Source organism: Weissella soli (assembly GCF_001761545.1).
GTDB lineage: Bacteria > Bacillota > Bacilli > Lactobacillales > Lactobacillaceae > Weissella > Weissella soli.
Map to the genome: position 1 here is coordinate 1,611,578 of NZ_CP017326.1, position 17,860 is coordinate 1,629,437.

Consider the following 17,860-nt stretch of genomic DNA (forward strand, 5'->3'; position numbering starts at 1 on the left):
CCATATGTTGCAATTAACCCATATTGATAAGCGATATGCAGAACACCATGCATTGATCGATATTAATCTGACCTTCAATGAACATGAAACAACCGTGATTGTTGGGCCATCAGGGTCGGGTAAATCAACGCTCTTGCGTTCTTTGAATCTATTAGAGATGCCAGATTCAGGGCAGTACACGATTGATGATCAGGTGATTGATTTTAGTCGGCCAGTGTCAACCGATGTGTTGTTAAAGGTACGCCGGTTGACAGGGATGGTTTTTCAGACACCACGGATGTTTGATCATTTGACGGTCCTGGGTAACTTGATTGAAGCACCCGTGCACGTTGCCAAAGTATCCAAGCCAGTCGCTACTAAGGAGGCCCAGGCCTTGTTAACCGCTGTTGGATTAGATAATACTGCAGATCGATACCCATACCAGCTCTCAGGTGGGCAAACGCAACGGATTGCCATCGCACGGGCCTTGGCAATGCATCCTAAGTATTTATTGTTAGATGAACCCACGTCGGCATTGGATCCAGAGATGGAAATGAAAGTGCTGCGCATTTTGAATGGGCTGTCACAGGAGCGGCAATCCATGATTATCGTGACCCATAATATGGAATTCGCACGGGCCGCGGCTGACCGTATTTTATTTATCGAAGATGGCGCGGTGCAATTTGACGGTAAACCGGCGACCTTCTTTGCATCGCCAACCGAGCGCATTCAGAATTTCTTACACGCCTTCACTCTTTAAAATAACCATCAATCAACACTAGTCCTCTTATAATTGAGAACTAGTGTTTTTATCAATACTGGTTGATGAACCACTTATATAGGAAAATCTAGTGTATCGGATGGGTTTCTTTTTGCTATAATTGAGAAATAATGACGGCTTGCTCATCTGTAAGTCGCGAAAGGAAAAGATATCATGGCAGAAAAGAACACATTTTATATCACAACCCCAATTTACTATCCATCTGGTAAGCTCCACATTGGAAATACGTATACGACGGTGTTGGCAGATGCGGCGGCTCGTTACCACCGTTTGTTGAACGAAGACGTTTACTATTTAACAGGAACTGACGAGCACGGGTTGAAGATTGAGCAAAAAGCTGAAAAGCTGAACATGACACCCAAGGAATACGTGGATGGCATGGCCGCCGATATTCAAAAGCTTTGGGCAGCATTGGATATTACCAATGATGGGTTTATCCGGACTACTGATGAGCAACACGAAAAGGCTGTTCAGAAGATTTTCCAACAGTTGCTTGATCAAGGTGATATTTACAAGGGTGAATATGAAGGTTGGTATTCAGTTGACGATGAAGAGTACTTTACTGAATCTCAATTAGCTGAGGTTTATCGCGATGAAAACGGTAAAGTGATCGGTGGTAAGGCGCCCTCAGGACATGAAGTTGAGCTAGTTAAGGAAGAATCATACTTCTTTGCCATGTCAAAATACGCTGATTGGTTGTTGGAGTATTACCACACGCACCCAGAATTTATTCAACCTGAGACGCGTATGAATGAGATGATTAATAACTTCATCAAGCCAGGCTTGGAAGACCTAGCAGTTACACGTACGGCCTTCTCATGGGGCGTACCTGTACCATCAGATCCAAAACACGTGATCTATGTCTGGATTGATGCTTTGTCAAACTACATTACGGCACTTGGTTGGTCGTCAGAGGAGGATGCCTTATATCAGAAATTCTGGCCAGCTAATGTACACTTGGTTGGTAAGGAAATCGTCCGTTTCCACACGATTTATTGGCCAATTATGTTACATGCATTGGGCTTGCCATTGCCAAAGACAGTGATTGGGCATGGTTGGTTGACGATGCGTGATGGTAAGATGTCAAAGTCAAAGGGTAACGTGGTTTATCCAGATGTTTTGGCTGATCGTTATGGTATCGACTCAGTGCGTTATTACCTGTTACGTGCCATGCCATTCGGTAACGATGGGGTCTTCACACCAGAAGATTTCGTATCAAAGCTGAATTATGACTTGGCCAATGACTTGGGTAACTTATTGAACCGTACCGTAGCCATGATTAACAAGTACGAAGGTGGGGTTATCCCTGAGTTGCAGACGGGTGCCACTGAATTTGATGCTGATTTGATTAAAACAGCTGAAGATGTCATCGAAGCATACAATGGCTATATGGAGACATTGCACGTATCAGATGCATTGGCTGAGGTTTGGAAGTTAATCGCGCGGGCCAATAAGTATATCGATGAAACAACACCATGGGTATTGGCTAAGGATGAAGCACAGGCTGCTACCTTATCATCTGTTATGGCTCACTTAGCTGCTGCTTTGCGCGTAGCTGCAATCCTATTGCAACCAGCTTTGTCACAGGCACCAAAGCAAATCTTCGAACAACTCGGCTTGGCGGAAACAAACTTGTTGATCGCTGATCTGAAGTTTACTGATTTGCCAACTGGTGGCAAGGTCGTTGCCAAGGGTGAACCAATTTTCCCACGTGTTGACGTAGAGGCAGAAGTTGAATACATTCGCGATTCAATGATTGGTGGCGGTAAGGAAACGGCAGCAGTCAAGAAGGCCAAGGAAGCTGAAGCCAAGGTTGACGAGGCACAACCGGTTGCAGAGGACATTGAATTTGATGAATTTGAAAAAGTTTCAATGAAGGTTGCTGAGATTCTGGAAGTATCTGAGATTGAGGGTTCAAAAAAGCTTTTGATGTTCAAGTTAAACGACGGTACGCCAAACGGTCGGACAATCTTGTCAGGTATCAAGGCATTCTATCCAGAATATCAAACCTTAGTTGGTAAGAAGGTTATCTTTGTGGCTAACCTGAAGCCTCGTACGATGATGAAGAAGTACGTCTCTGAAGGTATGATCCTATCAGCTGAAAAAGATGACAAACTTGTTCTGACAATTTTGCCAGATGAAGCTGTTCCTGGTGCAGAAATCGTTTAAAATGATGACTAAAATCTCGGTGAAGCAATCCACTGAGATTTTTTATTTATTGGCGGCCTGTTTGTAAAAATTAATAAAGACCAACTTACTCAATTAGGGTCTGAGAAATTTTCATGCTAGAATAAATCATAGTTAATTCCGAGTATAGAGAATAGGATAATGTAATGAAAACCTTTAAAAACATTATGGGATATGTTGTTCCCATCGTTGTTGGTCTATTGATTGCTTTGTTGATTAAGCAATACTGGTTCACCTTGGTTAGGGTTGACGGTACGTCAATGGATCCAAATCTGTATGATACTGAACAAGTTTTCGTCATGCGCTCAGAATCGATCCATCGTGGTAGTGTGATTGTGTTTGATGCTTTTGGTGAGAATCCAGAAGAAACGAGTACAAAGAACTACGTGAAGCGTGTGATTGCGGTTGCTGGTGATAAACTTTCCGCTAAAAATGGCGTATTGAAGGTTAATGGCAAGACGATCGACCAATCATACATTTCTAAATCAGAACAAAAAGCGACAAATGAAATTAATAATGTTGGCAATTGGAATAACTTATCAGAGTTGGCTAAGCGCCAAGGTTGGCAAAAGAATGAAAATACGATTATCGTACCAAAGGGCAAGTACTTTGTCTTAGGGGACCATCGCTCAGTTTCCAATGATTCCCGTTACTGGGGATTTGTCGATAAAAGTAAGGTTATGGGTGTTGTCAAGGCTGGTTTTTGGACTAACAAGACCCAGCAAATTAACATTAACGACCAATGGCAAACTTTTTTTACCAAGTAAACTAGCTAAAGCTATCAACTTCTAGAAGTTGATAGCTTTATTTAGTTACCAGGTGTGATGGCTGCTTAGTGCAATCAATTAGCAGAACTGTGCCAAGGGGTAGGGAGTATTATATAATGAGTGATAGATGAGCGAGAAGGGCTCGCATAAAGGAGTGTATCATGGCGAAAACATATGCCATCATCGGCCTTGGTCGATTCGGTAGTTCATTATTAGAATCATTAATTAGTGCTGGTCAGGAGGTTTTGGCGATTGATCGTGATGCCGACGTCATCGAAGACTACATGGATAAGGCGACGCATGCCGTGATTGCTGATTCACAGGATGAAGAGGCCTTGCGTGACCTCGATTTACCTAGCTTTGATCATGTCATTGTGGCGATTGGCCATAATCAACAAGCTTCAATTTTGACGACGGTATTATTGAAGGATATTGGTGTTAAGAGTGTCGTTGCCAAAGCGGAGAACAACCTGCATGCCCGTATTTTGCAAAAAATCGGTGCGGATCAAGTAGTGCGGCCGGAATACGAAATGGCAAAACAATTGGCGGAACGGTTGGTAACGCCTAATATTTTGAACTATATCACTTTAAGTGATGACTATTCACTAGCCGAAGTTAAAATTACCAACTTCAAATTTGTGAATAAAACAATTTCTGATTTGAACATTCGTTCTGACTTTGGGTTAAATGTCATTGCGGTTAAAGCACATGATGAGTTTATTGCGGCACCTGAGTCAGCTTATATGATTCGGATTGGGGATATTTTGACGGTCATTGGTGAGAGTATCAATGTGAAGAAGTTTGAGAATCTAGTCTCTGGTAATTAATAATAAATAGCCTGTGGCCACTGGATTACAGTGGCCACAGGCTATTTAGATTACTTATGATAGGGTGATCCGGCATTAATCATAAAGGCACGGTAAATCTGTTCGGTGAGCACTAGGCGCATTAGTTGGTGGGGCAAGGTGAACTTACCAAAACTAATCAAGCTATTGGCACGGGCATTGACCGCGGGGGCCGTACCGAGTGAACCACCGATGATAAAAGTAATGTCAGCATCGCCACGCAAGGCGAGCTGTTCAATTTCGGCGGCGAGCTCCTCAGAGGCCCGTTCTTTACCCTTAATCGCTAGGACGTAGACGTACTCCTTATCCTTCACTTTACTGAGAATGCGCTCACCTTCCTTGTTCATGACATCATACATTTGCGCGGCTGAAAGTTTTTCAGGCGCTTTTTCGTCGGGAACTTCGATAATTTCGAACTTCGCGAACTTGGACAGCCGTTTACTATATTCCGCGATACCATCCTTTAAAAATTTTTCTTTTAACTTACCGACACCAATAATTTTGATATTCAACATATAAAGCACTCCGTGAAAAAATTAAGAAATTATTTAATATATTTAAGATGTGGATAATGCGCTTAATAAAGATCCTTATCCACAGTTATCCACAAGTTTTTAAAGTTATTAACAAAGCCCACAAAAGCTATTATAACAGACTTTCAACCGTTCGTTTTGTCGTAAAACAGATGGTTATCCACATGTTGCAAATTTGATTGTGGAAAACTCAAAAAGCCTAATAACAAAGGATTTACCTGTTACATTGCATAGGTTATCCACAGAGTAAAAGGGCTACCGTCGAGGTTATCCACATTTTTAGTTTGTGAAATAGAATAAATCACGAACTTATTAAGGTTATCAACAGTTGATTGTTCGTAATTAATAATCTTAAGGTTTAAAAACATTGATATATCAACGTTTTTAAGATTATCTATAGGATAATCTCGAATATTGACCGATAATTATAAGTTTAAGTTAATCTAGAAAGTTGAATTCTGTTATAATCAGTTTTTGCAGTATGCAATTAGTTATCCACATTTGCTAGATGCTTGATATCAGCCACTTTCACGATACAAGTCCACAACTTATCCACAAGTTTTCCACAACCTGTGTGTAAGTTATGAAAGTTTTCCACTAAATTTTCCCACAACTTGTGTAAAATTCCTTGTGAAATTTACGGTATAATTTAAGTATTGGAGTACTTGAAATGCATAAAATCTTAAATAAATTAACGCCGCCCCAAATTTTGACGATCGGCTTCCTGGTCATTATCATGTTGGGTGCGTTTCTACTCACCCTGCCAATTTCGCATAACTTAGGTCAGATTTCATTCATTGACGCTTTATTTACCGCCGTATCAGCGACCACAATTACTGGGTTGACGATCCTTGATACGGCCACCACTTGGACAGTTTTTGGTCAGGTCGTTTTAGCAGTCATGATTGAAATTGGTGCACTAGGCTTTATGACGTTTGCGGTGATCTTGTTTGCGATTACTGGGCGTCGACTGGATTTGCGGTCCCGCCTACTAGCCCAGCAGGCGCTCAATTTGCGTAACTTAGCGGATGTTAAATCGGTGATGGCCTACGTCGTGATGTTGTCGGCGGGCATACAAGCCATTGGCTTTGTGCTGCTAAGTTTCGATTTTATTCCACGGTATGGATGGAAATGGGGCCTGTATTATTCATTGATGCACGCTATTTCAACCTTTGCGAATGCGGGCTTTACTTTTTTTGCTGATCCGTTGACGATTTTTCAAACGGACCCCTACGTCCTCATCGTGATGATGCTGTTACTTTCGGCGGGATCCTTTGGTTTTCTGGTATGGCGGGATGTGTTGCTATATCACAAGACAAAACGATTGAGTCTGCATACACGCGTCGCGCTGCGGGTTTCAGGTTGGCTGACAGTTATTGGTTTTAGTGGTTTCTTCCTATCTGAGTTCGTTAATGGGCATTTACCAAAAGGCTTATCCATTTTTGAAGGCTTAGTCAATACGCTGTTTTTGGCGGTTGTGCCTAGAACAGCGGGCTTTGAAATTATTCCATTGCACTCGTTGTCGACAGCGGCCATTATGTTGGTGATTTTCCTGATGTTTGTTGGTGGTACGCCTGGCTCAACCTCGGGTGGTATTAAAACGACAACACTTGGGATTCTATGGATGCAAACGATTTCGACATTACGTGGCGAAACGGACGTCAACTTTGGTGATCGCCGTTTTAGTCCGGTTATTGTTACAAAAGCATTGATGTTAGCGACAATCTCCATCGCGTTTGTGTTCACCGTGACCTTCATCTTAAGTTTGACCGAGAAGATTCCGGCGCAGATGGGCTTAGAATATATTTTCTTTGAAGTCATTTCGGCCTTTTCGACAACTGGCTTTACATTAGGGCTAACACCAAATCTGACAGCTTTCGGTAAAATCATGATAATGTTAGTCATGTTCGTTGGCCGAGTTGGCATCTATACCGTCATGTTTTCGGTATTGAATATTCGTGCACACACTAAAAAGTATCGCTATCCAATCGAGGAAGTTATTATTGGATAGCCAAGGGGGACTATTATGACCATTCCAAAACTAGTTGCATCAGATTTAGACGGAACCTTTATGGATGCACAAGGTGAGTATAATCACGCCTATTTTGATCAAGTGTTGACTGAATTAAATGCCAAGGGTACACACTTTGTTGTTTCAACTGGCCGGGCGTTAGTCAATGTCGAACGTGTGTTTGCGCCATTCCTAGGACGTATCGATATTGTTTCGAATAACGGTGGTATTATCAAGTTAGCTGATGGAACCATCTTAGATATTCATCCCGTTTCTAAAGAAGCCATGAAGGCAGCATTGGCGCTGATCGACAATCATGGGTTTAAATTACATCGGGCGGTTAGCTTCGCTGGTTTGAAACATCAATATATGTTAAATCGACATGAAGATATTAATCCTGAGCAACTTGAATTCATGAGTGAAAACTTCTCGTTACGCCTGGTGGAAACGATTGATGAGATCAAGGAACCAATTGCAAAAATGACCTTTGGGTTTAGCGAGGCGGATGGTGAGGCCTACATCGAGCTGGCTCGTAGAGAAATCGGTGATTTGGGCCACGTGACGACCTCGGGCTATGGCTCAGTGGACGTGGTTGCATTAGATGTCAACAAAGCAGCTGGTTTGAAGCGGTTGGCCGATGCCTATGCCTTTGAACGTGGTGATTTGGCAGCGTTTGGTGATGGACTCAATGATATTGAGATGTTGCACTATGCAAGACATCCTTATGCCATGCCGAATGGTGATCAAGAATTGTTGAATCTATTCCCCCAGGCTTTGGCTGATAATAATCATGCGGGTGTTTTGAAAACCATTGAAAGTATCTTAAAAAATTAACCTGAGAACCTAATATCACATGAACTTGCTGTGATATTAGGTTTTTTTATAGCTTGCAGAAGGCATCTTTGCCGGATTATCTAACTATGTTATGGTTAAACAGAGAATATAAGAAGTAGGGAAGTTTAATGGAACCAAAAAACATTATTGAAATGCGTCATAATGCGCTTGGCTCACTGGTTTATAATTTGGCAGATCGTCGTTATTATTGGACACCCCAGATTTTACCAGATTCAAAATCATATCAATGGCAATTATGGATTGTTATTATTACGGGTATCCTAGTCACACCTTGGTGGCTCTTTGACAAATTTATTCCGTTGCCACATTATATTATTACAAATCCCATCATGTGGTGGTTCTATTTGGCATTAGGTTTGTTTTTGCCAGCTATTTTATGGTGGTTTGGGCGTCAAAAAACAGTCTTTGATACCACCCAGCTAGTCCCTTTTGATCAGCAGACTGATCCCAAGGTATTGATGCGGGGCTGGTTCTTTGAACGAGCTTGGATTTTATTTGTTCTCTTATTGCTACCACCCACAGTGCTGTTGTTTGTTTGGCTGTTTTGGTTGAAATCTGATTTTTTGGATATTTTGTTAATGCTGCTGCACGCAGCGCTATTCTGGCGGCGTTTGATTCCACATGCATTTAAACGAATTGCGTTGTCGGGTAAAGAGTTGATCAAATAAACTGTTGTTTGTTATGAAAATTTGTTGACAAATAAATTAGAAGGTTTATCATAATACTCAATACAAAAAGAGGTACAGAAAAATGGCAAACACAACACGGACAATTTCATCACAAAATGGTTATCTATTCTTTACGCATCCTCACGCGTAAAGAAGTTTTACGCGTGGGACGATTAGTCTACGCGTAGAGTGTTTGTCGAATTCTACTCCGTAGGCTGATTATGGCTTACGGAGTTTTTTTGTACATTATTAGCACGACGACAGGTGCTAAAGCATTAAATTAGAGACATGGAGAGTTTGAAAGTATGGTCGAATTAAAATCAGGATTAGCAGCAACTACCATTCCATTGGTACAAAACGGTAAGCCCAATGCAATATTGGCTTTTTCTCAGGAGATCAGTACGATTCCAGATGTGATCAAATTAACAGTTGGCGAACCGGACTTTAATACGCCAGAGCATATTAAGCAAGCAGGTATCGAAAGTATTGCCAATAACGAGTCGCACTACGGCCCCTCTAATGGGACGGTGGCATTACGGGAAAACGCCGCCACGTTCTTAAATTCGCATTATGGCACGCAGTACGATGCAGATGAGATTATTGCAACAATTGGGGTGACAGAAGCTATCTATGTCACGTTCAAAACGATTTTGAATGCAGGGGATGAAGTGATTATCCCAACCCCAAATTTTCCACTTTACGCCGGAGCAATCACCTTCGTTGGTGGCAAAGTCGTTAACGTTAATACCACGGCAACTGATTTTAAATTAACTCCTGATCAATTACGCGAGACGCTCACCACCCATCCAAACGCGAAAGCTTTGGTCATCACCTCACCAGGAAATCCTACGGGCGTGATCTACAGTAAAAGTGAGTTAGAGGCTCTGGTAGCAGTGATTCGCGAAACAAATTTGTTTGTTGTATCAGATGAAATCTATTCAGAACTGGTATTTGATCAAAACCATGTCTCATTGGCAGCGTTATTACCAGAACAAACGATTCTATTTAATGGTGTATCTAAAAGTCACGCGATGACAGGTTATCGCATCGGCATTATCGCGGCACCCGCTGACTTAATCAATCAATTGGCGATTGTGCACCAATTGATTGTCACGGCGCCAACCAATGCCGCGGTTGCCGCCGCAACAGAGGCATTTGGAGCTGGGGCCGATGATGCAGCGACAACGGGGATGCGCGTTGAATATCAGCGCCGGCGCGATGCCCTATTAGCAGCCGTCAAAACAGCAGGATTAACCTACGCGTACCCCGGGGGTGCGTTCTACCTATGGTTTAAAGCGCCAGCGGATGGCTTGCAAGATTGGGACCTGGTGCGTGATATCGCGCAAAAAGCGAAGGTGGGCTTAATTCCTGGTCTAGCTTTTGGCGAGGATGGTCGTGGCTGGTTACGGGCATCGTATGCAACCCGGTATGAAGATGTTGTCGAAGCTGGTCAACGGCTTGTGAATTACTTTGGAGGTCAAGATGAAAATTAAGTTATACTCAGTACGCCCTGATGAACAGGTTGCCATCGATAAATACGCAACAACCCATCCAGGAATTGAATTAATTACTACAACTGATGAATTCCACCCAGATAATGTGACTAGCGCGCAGGGCGTTGATGCGATTGTGATTCAACAACGTTCGGCGGTCGGTGGGGATGCCAAATTCTACGAAACGTTAGCAGGGTTTGGGTTAAAGCAGATTACCACGCGTACAGCTGGTTTAGACGCGATTGAAGTCGACTTGGCCACAGCAGCTGGTTTGAAGGTAAGTAATGTGCCAGCATACTCACCACGATCAGTTGCGGAATTTGCCCTGATGCAAATCTTCCGTTTGTTACGTCATACACCCGAATTTGATGCAAATATTGCGCAGCAAAATTACACATGGGACGGGTTGCAATCACGTGAAATTCATTCAGTGACGGTCGGCATTATTGGTGCTGGCCGTATCGGGGGCACGTTAGTTAACCTACTTCATGCCTTAGGGGCCCGCGTTTTGGCATACGATGTTAAGCCACGCGTTGAAGTCGCCTATGTCGCTGAATATGTGACTTTACCGGAGTTACTTGCACAAAGTGATGTGATTTCACTGCATGTCGATTTGAATCCCACTTCAGAAGGATTGATCAGCGCTGCGGTACTGCAACAAATGAAACCCGGTATGCTCTTGGTAAACGCTTCTCGTGGGCCGGTCATTGACACCAAAGCCTTGTTTAAGGCATTGGATGATGGCATTGTGGCCGCTGCGGCCTTAGATACAATTGAGGGTGAGGGTCCCGTCTTTGCAAAGGATTTGAGTGGGCAAGAGCTGCCTGATCCGATCATTGCTGAAGCTCAAAAGCGTCATGATATTTTGCTCACACCGCATATTGCCTTTTACACAAACAAGGCCGTGGAAAATATGGTCCAAATTTCACTTGATGATGCACTAGCTATCGTCACGCATGGTCATTCAGAACATGACGTCAACTAAAGGGAGTCACCTATGGGACAAGCAACTAAGCAATCAAACTTCACATTAAATATCTTAAACGGCCTGAGTATCGGTATTGTGGTCACGTTGATTCCATCAGCCATTTTTGGTTCAATCATGAAATTATTTGGCACTGCGCCAGTCGCATTGGAAATTTCGCAAATGTTGATATTAGCGACAAATCTCTTGCCAGTCGTGGCTGGATTTGCGGTTGCGTCATTATTTAAATACGGTAATATTGAAGCGGCTTCAGTGGCCCTCGCAGGTGTGGTTGGTTCTGGGGTCGCGACATTTACCGATAAAGGTTTTGTGCTAGCCGGCACCGGTGACATCATCAATCTTGGCATTACGGTGGCGCTTGCAGTCTTAATGATCCAGGTTGTTGGCGATAAGCTGGGACAGTTTAAAATGCTACTACTACCAGCCATGGTTATCATGGTTGCTGGTGGGATCGGTACGCTCACTTTGCCATATGTTCGGGCTGTGTCACAAGCGATTGGACAAGCGATCAATGCTGCCACAACGTTGCAACCAATTCTAATGGGCATTATCGTTGGCATGGCCTTTGCGGCTTTGGTGGTTTCACCAATCTCCTCAGCCGGTATTGCAACAGCCATTGGCATTACCGGGATCGGTGCTGGTTCAGCTAATTTAGGTATCGTCGCTGCAAGTTTCACATTGGCTGCCATGGGTGCCAGTGTGAATCCCATTGGTGGTACCTTGGCCCACTTTATTGGTTCACCAAAGATTCAAATGGCGAACATGTTGTCTAAACCGAAGCTATTTATTCCGGCCTTGTTGGCCGCGGGTATCGCGGGTGGTGTTGGTGCCATATTCCAAGTAAAAGGAACATCAGCCAGTGCCGGCTTTGGCTTTTCAGGCTTATTAGGACCAATCGCAGCCATTACAACTGGGTCGACTTTGATCGAAGTGATTATGATTTTCGTGGTTGTGCCAGTGATTTTGGCGTTCACAGTAAAGTACATCTTTATCTCATTGACTAATTTAGTCAAGCCGAGTGATTTGAAATTACCAGAATTGAGTTAAGAAAAATCCTTGGACACCACACAGTGTCCAAGGATTTTTGTTTCACGTGAAACACTATTATTTTTTCAAATCAGTCACAACAACGGTGTTATTGTCACCGATATAAATTGAAATCTTACGGCCAGTTTTGTTATCAGTTAGGTTTAAGCCGTGTCCTTTGCGAGCGAAGGCAAAGTTTCCTTTATAGTGATAGATGACTTTTCCTTGATAATCCATAACTTTAATTTCGCGTGGTGTATTAGTTGTGTACTTAATTTGATATTCACGCTTTTGGCGCTGATAATCACTTGAATTTACATAAACATGATAATAATTTGCACCAGCGTAACCGATTAAAGCAACCAATAACAGGATACTGGCTAAAACTGCCCAAGTTTTAGGGACGCCAAAACCATTCTTAGTACGCATACCTAGCCCGAGAACAACTAAAACAGCGATAATGAAAACAGCAATCACGCCAAGCCATAACAACCAACTCAACGGTGTGGGTTGAATCCAAATACTTCCCAATAGCATCATTACTCCTCCAGTAATCATAATAGCTTTAGTTTAGCTATTTTCTGGCTATTTGTAAAACAGTTTAAATGGTTAATCCAGTAAGCTAATTTATGCAATTCATGAAAATCACGTGACTTTTATGAAGTTGGTTGCGAGCGACAACCAATTGTGGTACGATACATTGTGTTGAAGATATGAAAGCGTTTTCAATGTGATGGGTTACTACACGAATTATTAGTTATTGGTTTATTGGAGGGTGGCATAATGGCCAAGAAAAAAGGTATATCTACCGGACTAATTTATTTCTTTGGTGCACTGGGAGGATTACTCTTTGGGTATGATACAGGGGTTATCTCCGGGGCAATGTTGTTTATTAACAAGGCCGCTGCAGATGGTGGTTTGAGCATTCAGGCGGGTTCGTTTGAAGAAGGTTTCGTTACGGCGTCAGTTTTGCTGGGAGCGGTTTTAGGAGCCGCTATTATCGGACCAATGTCGGACAAGCTCGGTCGTAAGAAATTATTATTGCTAGCTTCAATTATTTTCTTTGTAGGAGCTTTAGGGTCAGCCTTTGCGAATGGCTACGAAATGTTAGTTATTTCGCGTGTTATCTTAGGTGTCGCGGTTGGGGCTGCTTCAGCGTTAATTCCGACTTACTTGTCAGAATTAGCCCCTGCTGACAAACGAGGTGGTGTCGGAACCTTGTTCCAATTGATGATCATGACGGGTATCTTCTTTGCTTATATTTCAAATGAAGTACTAGCACCAAAGGGAGCATTGCACTTCTTGGTTGGTATGCATGATTGGCGCTGGATGCTTGGATTGGCTGCTATACCAGCTGCTATATTGTTCTTTGGTGGTTTGTATCTGCCAGAATCACCACGTTTCTTAGTTCGTAAGGGTGATGATGCAACTGCTTTGTCAGTTTTGAAGCAATTTAACCCTGATGCTAAGTTAGCAAACGAAGAATTGCATGACATCAAGTTACAAGCTTCGATTAAGTCTGGTGGTTTCCAAGAGTTGTTTGGCCATATGGCACGGCCAGTGTTAATCATGGCTATGGGGTTAGCGATTTTACAGCAAGTTATGGGATGTAACACCGTGCTTTACTATGCACCTAAGATTTTCATCTCAGCTGGTTTCTCAGAACACTTTGCATTGTTATCACACATCTTTATTGGTCTGTTCAATGTCATCGTGACGTTCATTGCGGTCAAGATTATGGATAAGATTGATCGTAAGAAGATGTTGACTTGGGGAGCCATCGGTATGGGTTCGGCATTGTTGTTGATGTCAGCTGCGATGCTCTTGTTGCGAGCTGGTAATGGAAACTTGGGCTCATGGGTCTGTGTCATTGCTTTGACGATTTACATTGCCTTCTTCTCAGCAACTTGGGGACCGGTTATGTGGGTCATGATTGGTGAGTCATTCCCATTGAATATTCGTGGCTTGGGTAACTCATTTGGTGCCGTCGTGAACTGGACTGCTAATTTTGCCGTTTCACAATCATTCCCAATGCTATTACACGCCTTTGCTGGTAATGGCAAGGAGGGTGACGGTATCGCTAAGTTATTCATCATCTATGGTGTCCTATGTTTCGTAGCCATCTGGTTCATTGCTAAATTTACGGTTGAAACTCGTGGTAAGACGTTGGAGTCCTTGGAGGCAGATTTGCGTACCAAGGCTCATGCAGCCGGATATTATGATGGTGATGCTACAACAGATATTCTTTAATTCAAAAATATTAAATAAAATTTAAACGAACCCCACGAGTTGGATGTATTCCAACTCGTGGGGTTCAATTCATTTACAATAGTGCGTATTAAGGTAATCCTCGCAGGTCGTTGACCAGCGTTTTTTGATGTCTCTAAGTCAGAATCTTAGGTATCAGATAAAATTTTAGGTATTGGCAATGCCTAAGGGAATCTATGTACGGAATAAAGTATCAGATTCAATTATCAGATAACTAGGTGGTTAAGTTACTAATGATTTTTTAAATATGATACAATCGGTGCGGATTGATAGTTATCTTTGAGATACTATGAGAAGTCAAAGTTCCACGTGAAACATCAAAGAGAGTGAGTACTTAGAATGAAAACATATGCAATTGTTGGCAATCAATTTGAAGGTGTATATACCAAACCTTGGCCTGAGGTACAAAAGTATACCCAAACAAAACCAGCACCAAAATACAAAGGATTTACGACTAAGGCAGAGGCTGAACAATGGTTTGCAGAGATGACTGGGGCAAATGGTAATACCGCTCGTACATATGAAGTAGCTTATGATGGTAACTTTACCTGGGATCCAAAGCGTTACTATATTTTTACGGATGGTGGTAACCGAAATACCGGTAATATCGCCGGTGGTCACGTCAAGAGTACCGACAAGGCTGCTTGGGCCATTGCAATTTACCCAGGGAATCAACCACATCAAGCCGTCTTTACTGACAGTGGTGCTTTTCTTGGCCGAACCAACAATGAAATGGAACTGTTCGCATTAATTAACGCTTTAAAACAAGCAGCCAAGGTGCCAGAGCAGGTGACGATCGTATCTGATTCAAAATACGTTTTGGATTCCGTCACGGACTGGATGTACAATTGGCAGGGTAATGGTTGGCAGAAAAAAACGGGTGAAATTGCTAATTTAGAAGCATGGAAATTAGTGTATGACTTGATGCAACAACTGGCTGAGCGGATTTCCTTTATTTGGGTAAAGGGACATGCCACCAGTGATGGGAATGTACTTGTGGATCAATTATTGAATCAAGCCATGGATAATCTATAGAAATAAGCTGTACGTGAAAGCGTACAGCTTATTTTAGTTTATCCTCGCCCGAGATCATTTTGATCAACATTGCCGTTCATGAATTTGTGTAGCAGGAGATGCAACTGTTCACGTTCAGTCACAGTGAGGTGTACTTCATACTTAGCTTCAATCGCTAGCAACTGCGACATAATTTCATTATCTAGGGCCTGTCCCTTTTCAGTTAATGACACGATCAGCGCCCGTTTATCATCAGGTGCAGGTGTACGAACAACTAGCCCACGCTTCTCAGAGCGGGTAATTATACCTGTGATTGAAGATTTATCGAGTCCTAGGTAGTTTGCTACCTCGCCCATTTTTGGTGAACGATCACGTAGGATGCCTAGTAGACGTAATTGGGTGAGTGAAAAGTCGTGTTCTGCAGCGACCTTGGTTAAGATACTCATCATTTCGAAGGTGAGTTGAAAGACATGTTCTGCTAATTCTCTGTTTTGATTTTCCATAAGTAGATTATAGCAAAAAAAGTTTGTTATCAAAACTAGTTGACTATATTTGTATTACAAACTAAAATGGCCAATATAGTTTGAAATACAAACTAATAAATTTAGAATCGAAGGTAGTTCATGATGAAAGCAGCTGTTGTTCGTGATTTTAGCACGGGGCCCCATTACGAAGGAAATTTTCTAGCCCCAATTCCCGAAGCATCAATGACGAAAATTGAGGTTACGGCCTCTGCATTGTCCAATGTTGCTCGTAGCGTAGCGAGCGGTCAGCATTATTCTGTGCAGCACACTAGTTTACCAGTGGTACCTGGCATTGATGGTGTCGGTATCTTGCCGAGCGGGCAAAAAGTTTATTTTGTGAGTCAATCAGGTGGGGCCATGGCTGCGGAAATCGCTGTTAAAAATGGTGATTGGGTGTACGTGGCCGGCAAAACTGATGATGCCAAGATAGCTGGAATGATGAATCCTGCCATGTCGAGTTGGATGGCACTGCACTATCGGACTGAATTTAAGGCCGGGCAAAAGGTGATGATTCTTGGTGCTAGTGGCAATGCTGGTAAGCTGGCCTTGCAGATTGCTAAACGTTTGGGCGCCGCGGAGATTATTGCTGTCGCACGTGATCATGGTCATCTGGATGATCTATATGAGCTTGGGGCAACCCAAATCGTATCATTAAGTGATGATGCAGCTACCATTGCCACAAATCTAGCGTCGGTTGGCAAAAATGTTGATATTGTGCTGGATTATCTTTGGGGTGATGTGACGGGGCAGGCGTTGACTGCGATTATTCCTGCACGAGCAGATGCTAACCAGTTGTTGACCTGGGTCAACATTGGATCAGTAGTAGGACCTACGACGGCTCTGCCAGCTGCGGCCTTGAGAGCAGTGAACTTACGCCTGGTTGGTTCGGGATTTGGCTCAGTGAAGATGGCCCAACTGTTATCATCATTGCAGGGAATTGCGGATGCTGAAGTAGCGCAACCATTTGTCTTTGAGGTTCGACGTGAGGCACTAACTGATATCGCCCAGGTATGGACTGAGAAAACGTCCGAACGAATCGTATTTGTGCTATAAGAACAGGGCTTACTGGCTGATGAATTAATCCTGAATAGGTGACTTGCTTAGCACAAATCCCCTAATCATTCTTGTTAAAATGCGCTATACTGAGAGGAAGAAAGAAATAGGATAGGTGATTACGGTTGTTAGTGGTTGAGGGCGAACGACGTCAATTGACGTCAATTCAGGGAATTATTTTTCTAATTATTGGATTATTATTTAATGCGGTTGGTAATGGCATCACGGTAGCAACCAATATGGGGTCGGCACCATGGACGGCTTCGGCGGCTAATTTGGCAAATGTGACGCATGAGCCAATTGGAGCTTACCTATGGTTATATGGATTGTTAGCTGCAATTTTTACAGCAGTATTGCTGGGGCATTTGGATGTACGTCGCTTTATTAGTAATCTTGCGTTCGTTTTCTTCTTTAGTATAATCATTAACTACATTAGTCAATTATTTATTTCAATGGGGATGATGTCTCTTATGTGGTATCTACGGATTCTGATTGATTTTATAGGGATTATCATGGTTGCCATTGGGGTTTCTATTACACAACGGGTTCAAATCGTTTTGCATCCTATGGATGATGTGGTGGTTATTACGCGCTTTAAGTATTTTCATGGCAACGCAACCGTATCCCAATTAGTGAATTTTATGATTCCTATGGTGATGTCATTTACGGTCTGGGCAGTTACTCATGAGTTAGTGGCCTTGAATGTAGGGACGATTTTCTCTTTCTTGGCGCAAGGAATGATTATTGGTTGGGCTGATAAACACGTTTTCAGCCGGTTAGTTCATCGCGTTACGAATTATTAATCAAAACCCTGTTGAACAAACTTGTTCAACAGGGTTTTTAAAATGATTTGCATGTTTAGGCGAACCAT

The 17,860-nt window shown here is 42.7% G+C and carries 17 protein-coding genes; 14 read left to right on the forward strand and 3 right to left on the reverse strand.

The features are described from left to right. Positions 1–4 precede the first annotated feature (4 nt). From WSWS_RS07770 to WSWS_RS07785, 4 genes are all read left to right on the forward strand, one after another. The gene (locus tag WSWS_RS07770) at positions 5–739 is read left to right on the forward strand and encodes an amino acid ABC transporter ATP-binding protein (protein ID WP_070230725.1); all 735 of its coding nucleotides are present in this window, start codon (positions 5–7) and stop codon (positions 737–739) included. A 174-nt stretch (positions 740–913) separates the two neighbouring features. Beyond that, positions 914–2,929, forward strand: coding sequence for a methionine--tRNA ligase (metG, locus tag WSWS_RS07775; RefSeq protein ID WP_070230726.1), 2,016 nt, complete (start codon positions 914–916; stop codon positions 2,927–2,929). Positions 2,930–3,093: 164 nt separating this feature from the next. Beyond that, positions 3,094–3,714, forward strand: coding sequence for a signal peptidase I (gene lepB, locus WSWS_RS07780; RefSeq protein WP_070230727.1), 621 nt, complete (start codon positions 3,094–3,096; stop codon positions 3,712–3,714). A 161-nt stretch (positions 3,715–3,875) separates the two neighbouring features. Beyond that, positions 3,876–4,541 (forward strand): potassium channel family protein, encoded by a 666-nt coding sequence (locus WSWS_RS07785; RefSeq protein WP_070230728.1) that lies wholly within the window; start codon positions 3,876–3,878, stop codon positions 4,539–4,541. 50 nt (positions 4,542–4,591) lie between these two features. On the opposite strand, the gene rlmH is transcribed toward WSWS_RS07785, so the two are convergent. Next, a complete protein-coding gene (rlmH, locus tag WSWS_RS07790; RefSeq protein ID WP_070230850.1) occupies positions 4,592–5,071 on the reverse strand; it encodes a 23S rRNA (pseudouridine(1915)-N(3))-methyltransferase RlmH in 480 nt (159 codons plus the stop codon). A gap of 691 nt (positions 5,072–5,762) precedes the next feature. Between rlmH and WSWS_RS07795 the strand changes: the two genes are divergently transcribed. The 6 genes from WSWS_RS07795 (at position 5,763) to WSWS_RS07820 (ending at position 12,151) form a co-directional block, all read left to right on the forward strand. Continuing rightward, complete coding sequence (locus WSWS_RS07795; RefSeq protein WP_070230729.1) at positions 5,763–7,103, forward strand: TrkH family potassium uptake protein; 1,341 nt, start codon at positions 5,763–5,765, stop codon at positions 7,101–7,103. 15 nt (positions 7,104–7,118) lie between these two features. After that, a complete protein-coding gene (locus WSWS_RS07800) occupies positions 7,119–7,937 on the forward strand; it encodes a Cof-type HAD-IIB family hydrolase (RefSeq protein ID WP_070230730.1) in 819 nt (272 codons plus the stop codon). Positions 7,938–8,065: 128 nt separating this feature from the next. Continuing rightward, a complete protein-coding gene (locus WSWS_RS07805) occupies positions 8,066–8,626 on the forward strand; it encodes a hypothetical protein (protein ID WP_070230731.1) in 561 nt (186 codons plus the stop codon). Between the two features lie 305 nt (positions 8,627–8,931). Beyond that, positions 8,932–10,119, forward strand: coding sequence for a pyridoxal phosphate-dependent aminotransferase (locus WSWS_RS07810; RefSeq protein ID WP_070230732.1), 1,188 nt, complete (start codon positions 8,932–8,934; stop codon positions 10,117–10,119). Continuing rightward, positions 10,109–11,104 (forward strand): D-2-hydroxyacid dehydrogenase, encoded by a 996-nt coding sequence (locus WSWS_RS07815; RefSeq protein ID WP_070230733.1) that lies wholly within the window; start codon positions 10,109–10,111, stop codon positions 11,102–11,104. The genes WSWS_RS07810 and WSWS_RS07815 overlap by 11 nt, the downstream gene beginning before the upstream one ends. 12 nt (positions 11,105–11,116) lie before the next feature. Continuing rightward, on the forward strand, positions 11,117–12,151 hold the full coding sequence (locus WSWS_RS07820) for a PTS sugar transporter subunit IIC (protein ID WP_070230734.1): 1,035 nt from the start codon (positions 11,117–11,119) through the stop codon (positions 12,149–12,151). 57 nt (positions 12,152–12,208) lie between these two features. Here WSWS_RS07820 and WSWS_RS07825 read toward each other — a convergent pair whose 3' ends face one another. Further along, positions 12,209–12,670 carry a DUF4564 domain-containing protein gene (locus WSWS_RS07825; protein ID WP_237342589.1) on the reverse strand — a complete coding sequence of 154 codons (462 nt, stop codon included), beginning with the start codon at positions 12,668–12,670 and terminating at the stop codon, positions 12,209–12,211. Positions 12,671–12,913: 243 nt separating this feature from the next. Here WSWS_RS07825 and WSWS_RS07830 point away from each other — a divergent pair, with 243 nt between their 5' ends. After that, positions 12,914–14,380 (forward strand): sugar porter family MFS transporter, encoded by a 1,467-nt coding sequence (locus WSWS_RS07830; protein WP_070230736.1) that lies wholly within the window; start codon positions 12,914–12,916, stop codon positions 14,378–14,380. 357 nt (positions 14,381–14,737) lie between these two features. Then, a complete protein-coding gene (locus WSWS_RS07835) occupies positions 14,738–15,433 on the forward strand; it encodes a ribonuclease H family protein (RefSeq protein WP_070230737.1) in 696 nt (231 codons plus the stop codon). A 38-nt stretch (positions 15,434–15,471) separates the two neighbouring features. On the opposite strand, the gene WSWS_RS07840 is transcribed toward WSWS_RS07835, so the two are convergent. Further along, a complete protein-coding gene (locus WSWS_RS07840) occupies positions 15,472–15,915 on the reverse strand; it encodes a MarR family winged helix-turn-helix transcriptional regulator (RefSeq protein ID WP_070230738.1) in 444 nt (147 codons plus the stop codon). Positions 15,916–16,035: 120 nt separating this feature from the next. Between WSWS_RS07840 and WSWS_RS07845 the strand changes: the two genes are divergently transcribed. Next, positions 16,036–16,989, forward strand: coding sequence for a zinc-binding dehydrogenase (locus tag WSWS_RS07845; RefSeq protein ID WP_237342590.1), 954 nt, complete (start codon positions 16,036–16,038; stop codon positions 16,987–16,989). Positions 16,990–17,120: 131 nt separating this feature from the next. Continuing rightward, positions 17,121–17,792: a DUF6198 family protein gene (locus WSWS_RS07850; RefSeq protein WP_237342604.1), complete on the forward strand. Its 672-nt coding sequence runs from the start codon at positions 17,121–17,123 to the stop codon at positions 17,790–17,792. Positions 17,793–17,860: the final 68 nt, after the last annotated feature.

Coding starts and splice junctions, on each gene's coding strand:
- WSWS_RS07830 (WP_070230736.1), top strand. CDS start 12,914: ATGGCCAAGAAAAAAGGTATATCTACCGGACTAATTTATTTCTTTGGT.
- WSWS_RS07800 (WP_070230730.1), top strand. CDS start 7,119: ATGACCATTCCAAAACTAGTTGCATCAGATTTAGACGGAACCTTTATG.
- WSWS_RS07770 (WP_070230725.1), top strand. CDS start 5: ATGTTGCAATTAACCCATATTGATAAGCGATATGCAGAACACCATGCA.
- metG (WP_070230726.1), top strand. CDS start 914: ATGGCAGAAAAGAACACATTTTATATCACAACCCCAATTTACTATCCA.
- WSWS_RS07805 (WP_070230731.1), top strand. CDS start 8,066: ATGGAACCAAAAAACATTATTGAAATGCGTCATAATGCGCTTGGCTCA.
- WSWS_RS07795 (WP_070230729.1), top strand. CDS start 5,763: ATGCATAAAATCTTAAATAAATTAACGCCGCCCCAAATTTTGACGATC.
- WSWS_RS07845 (WP_237342590.1), top strand. CDS start 16,036: ATGATGAAAGCAGCTGTTGTTCGTGATTTTAGCACGGGGCCCCATTAC.
- WSWS_RS07840 (WP_070230738.1), bottom strand. CDS start 15,915: ATGGAAAATCAAAACAGAGAATTAGCAGAACATGTCTTTCAACTCACC.
- WSWS_RS07815 (WP_070230733.1), top strand. CDS start 10,109: ATGAAAATTAAGTTATACTCAGTACGCCCTGATGAACAGGTTGCCATC.
- WSWS_RS07785 (WP_070230728.1), top strand. CDS start 3,876: ATGGCGAAAACATATGCCATCATCGGCCTTGGTCGATTCGGTAGTTCA.
- WSWS_RS07820 (WP_070230734.1), top strand. CDS start 11,117: ATGGGACAAGCAACTAAGCAATCAAACTTCACATTAAATATCTTAAAC.
- WSWS_RS07825 (WP_237342589.1), bottom strand. CDS start 12,670: ATGATGCTATTGGGAAGTATTTGGATTCAACCCACACCGTTGAGTTGG.
- WSWS_RS07810 (WP_070230732.1), top strand. CDS start 8,932: ATGGTCGAATTAAAATCAGGATTAGCAGCAACTACCATTCCATTGGTA.
- lepB (WP_070230727.1), top strand. CDS start 3,094: ATGAAAACCTTTAAAAACATTATGGGATATGTTGTTCCCATCGTTGTT.
- WSWS_RS07835 (WP_070230737.1), top strand. CDS start 14,738: ATGAAAACATATGCAATTGTTGGCAATCAATTTGAAGGTGTATATACC.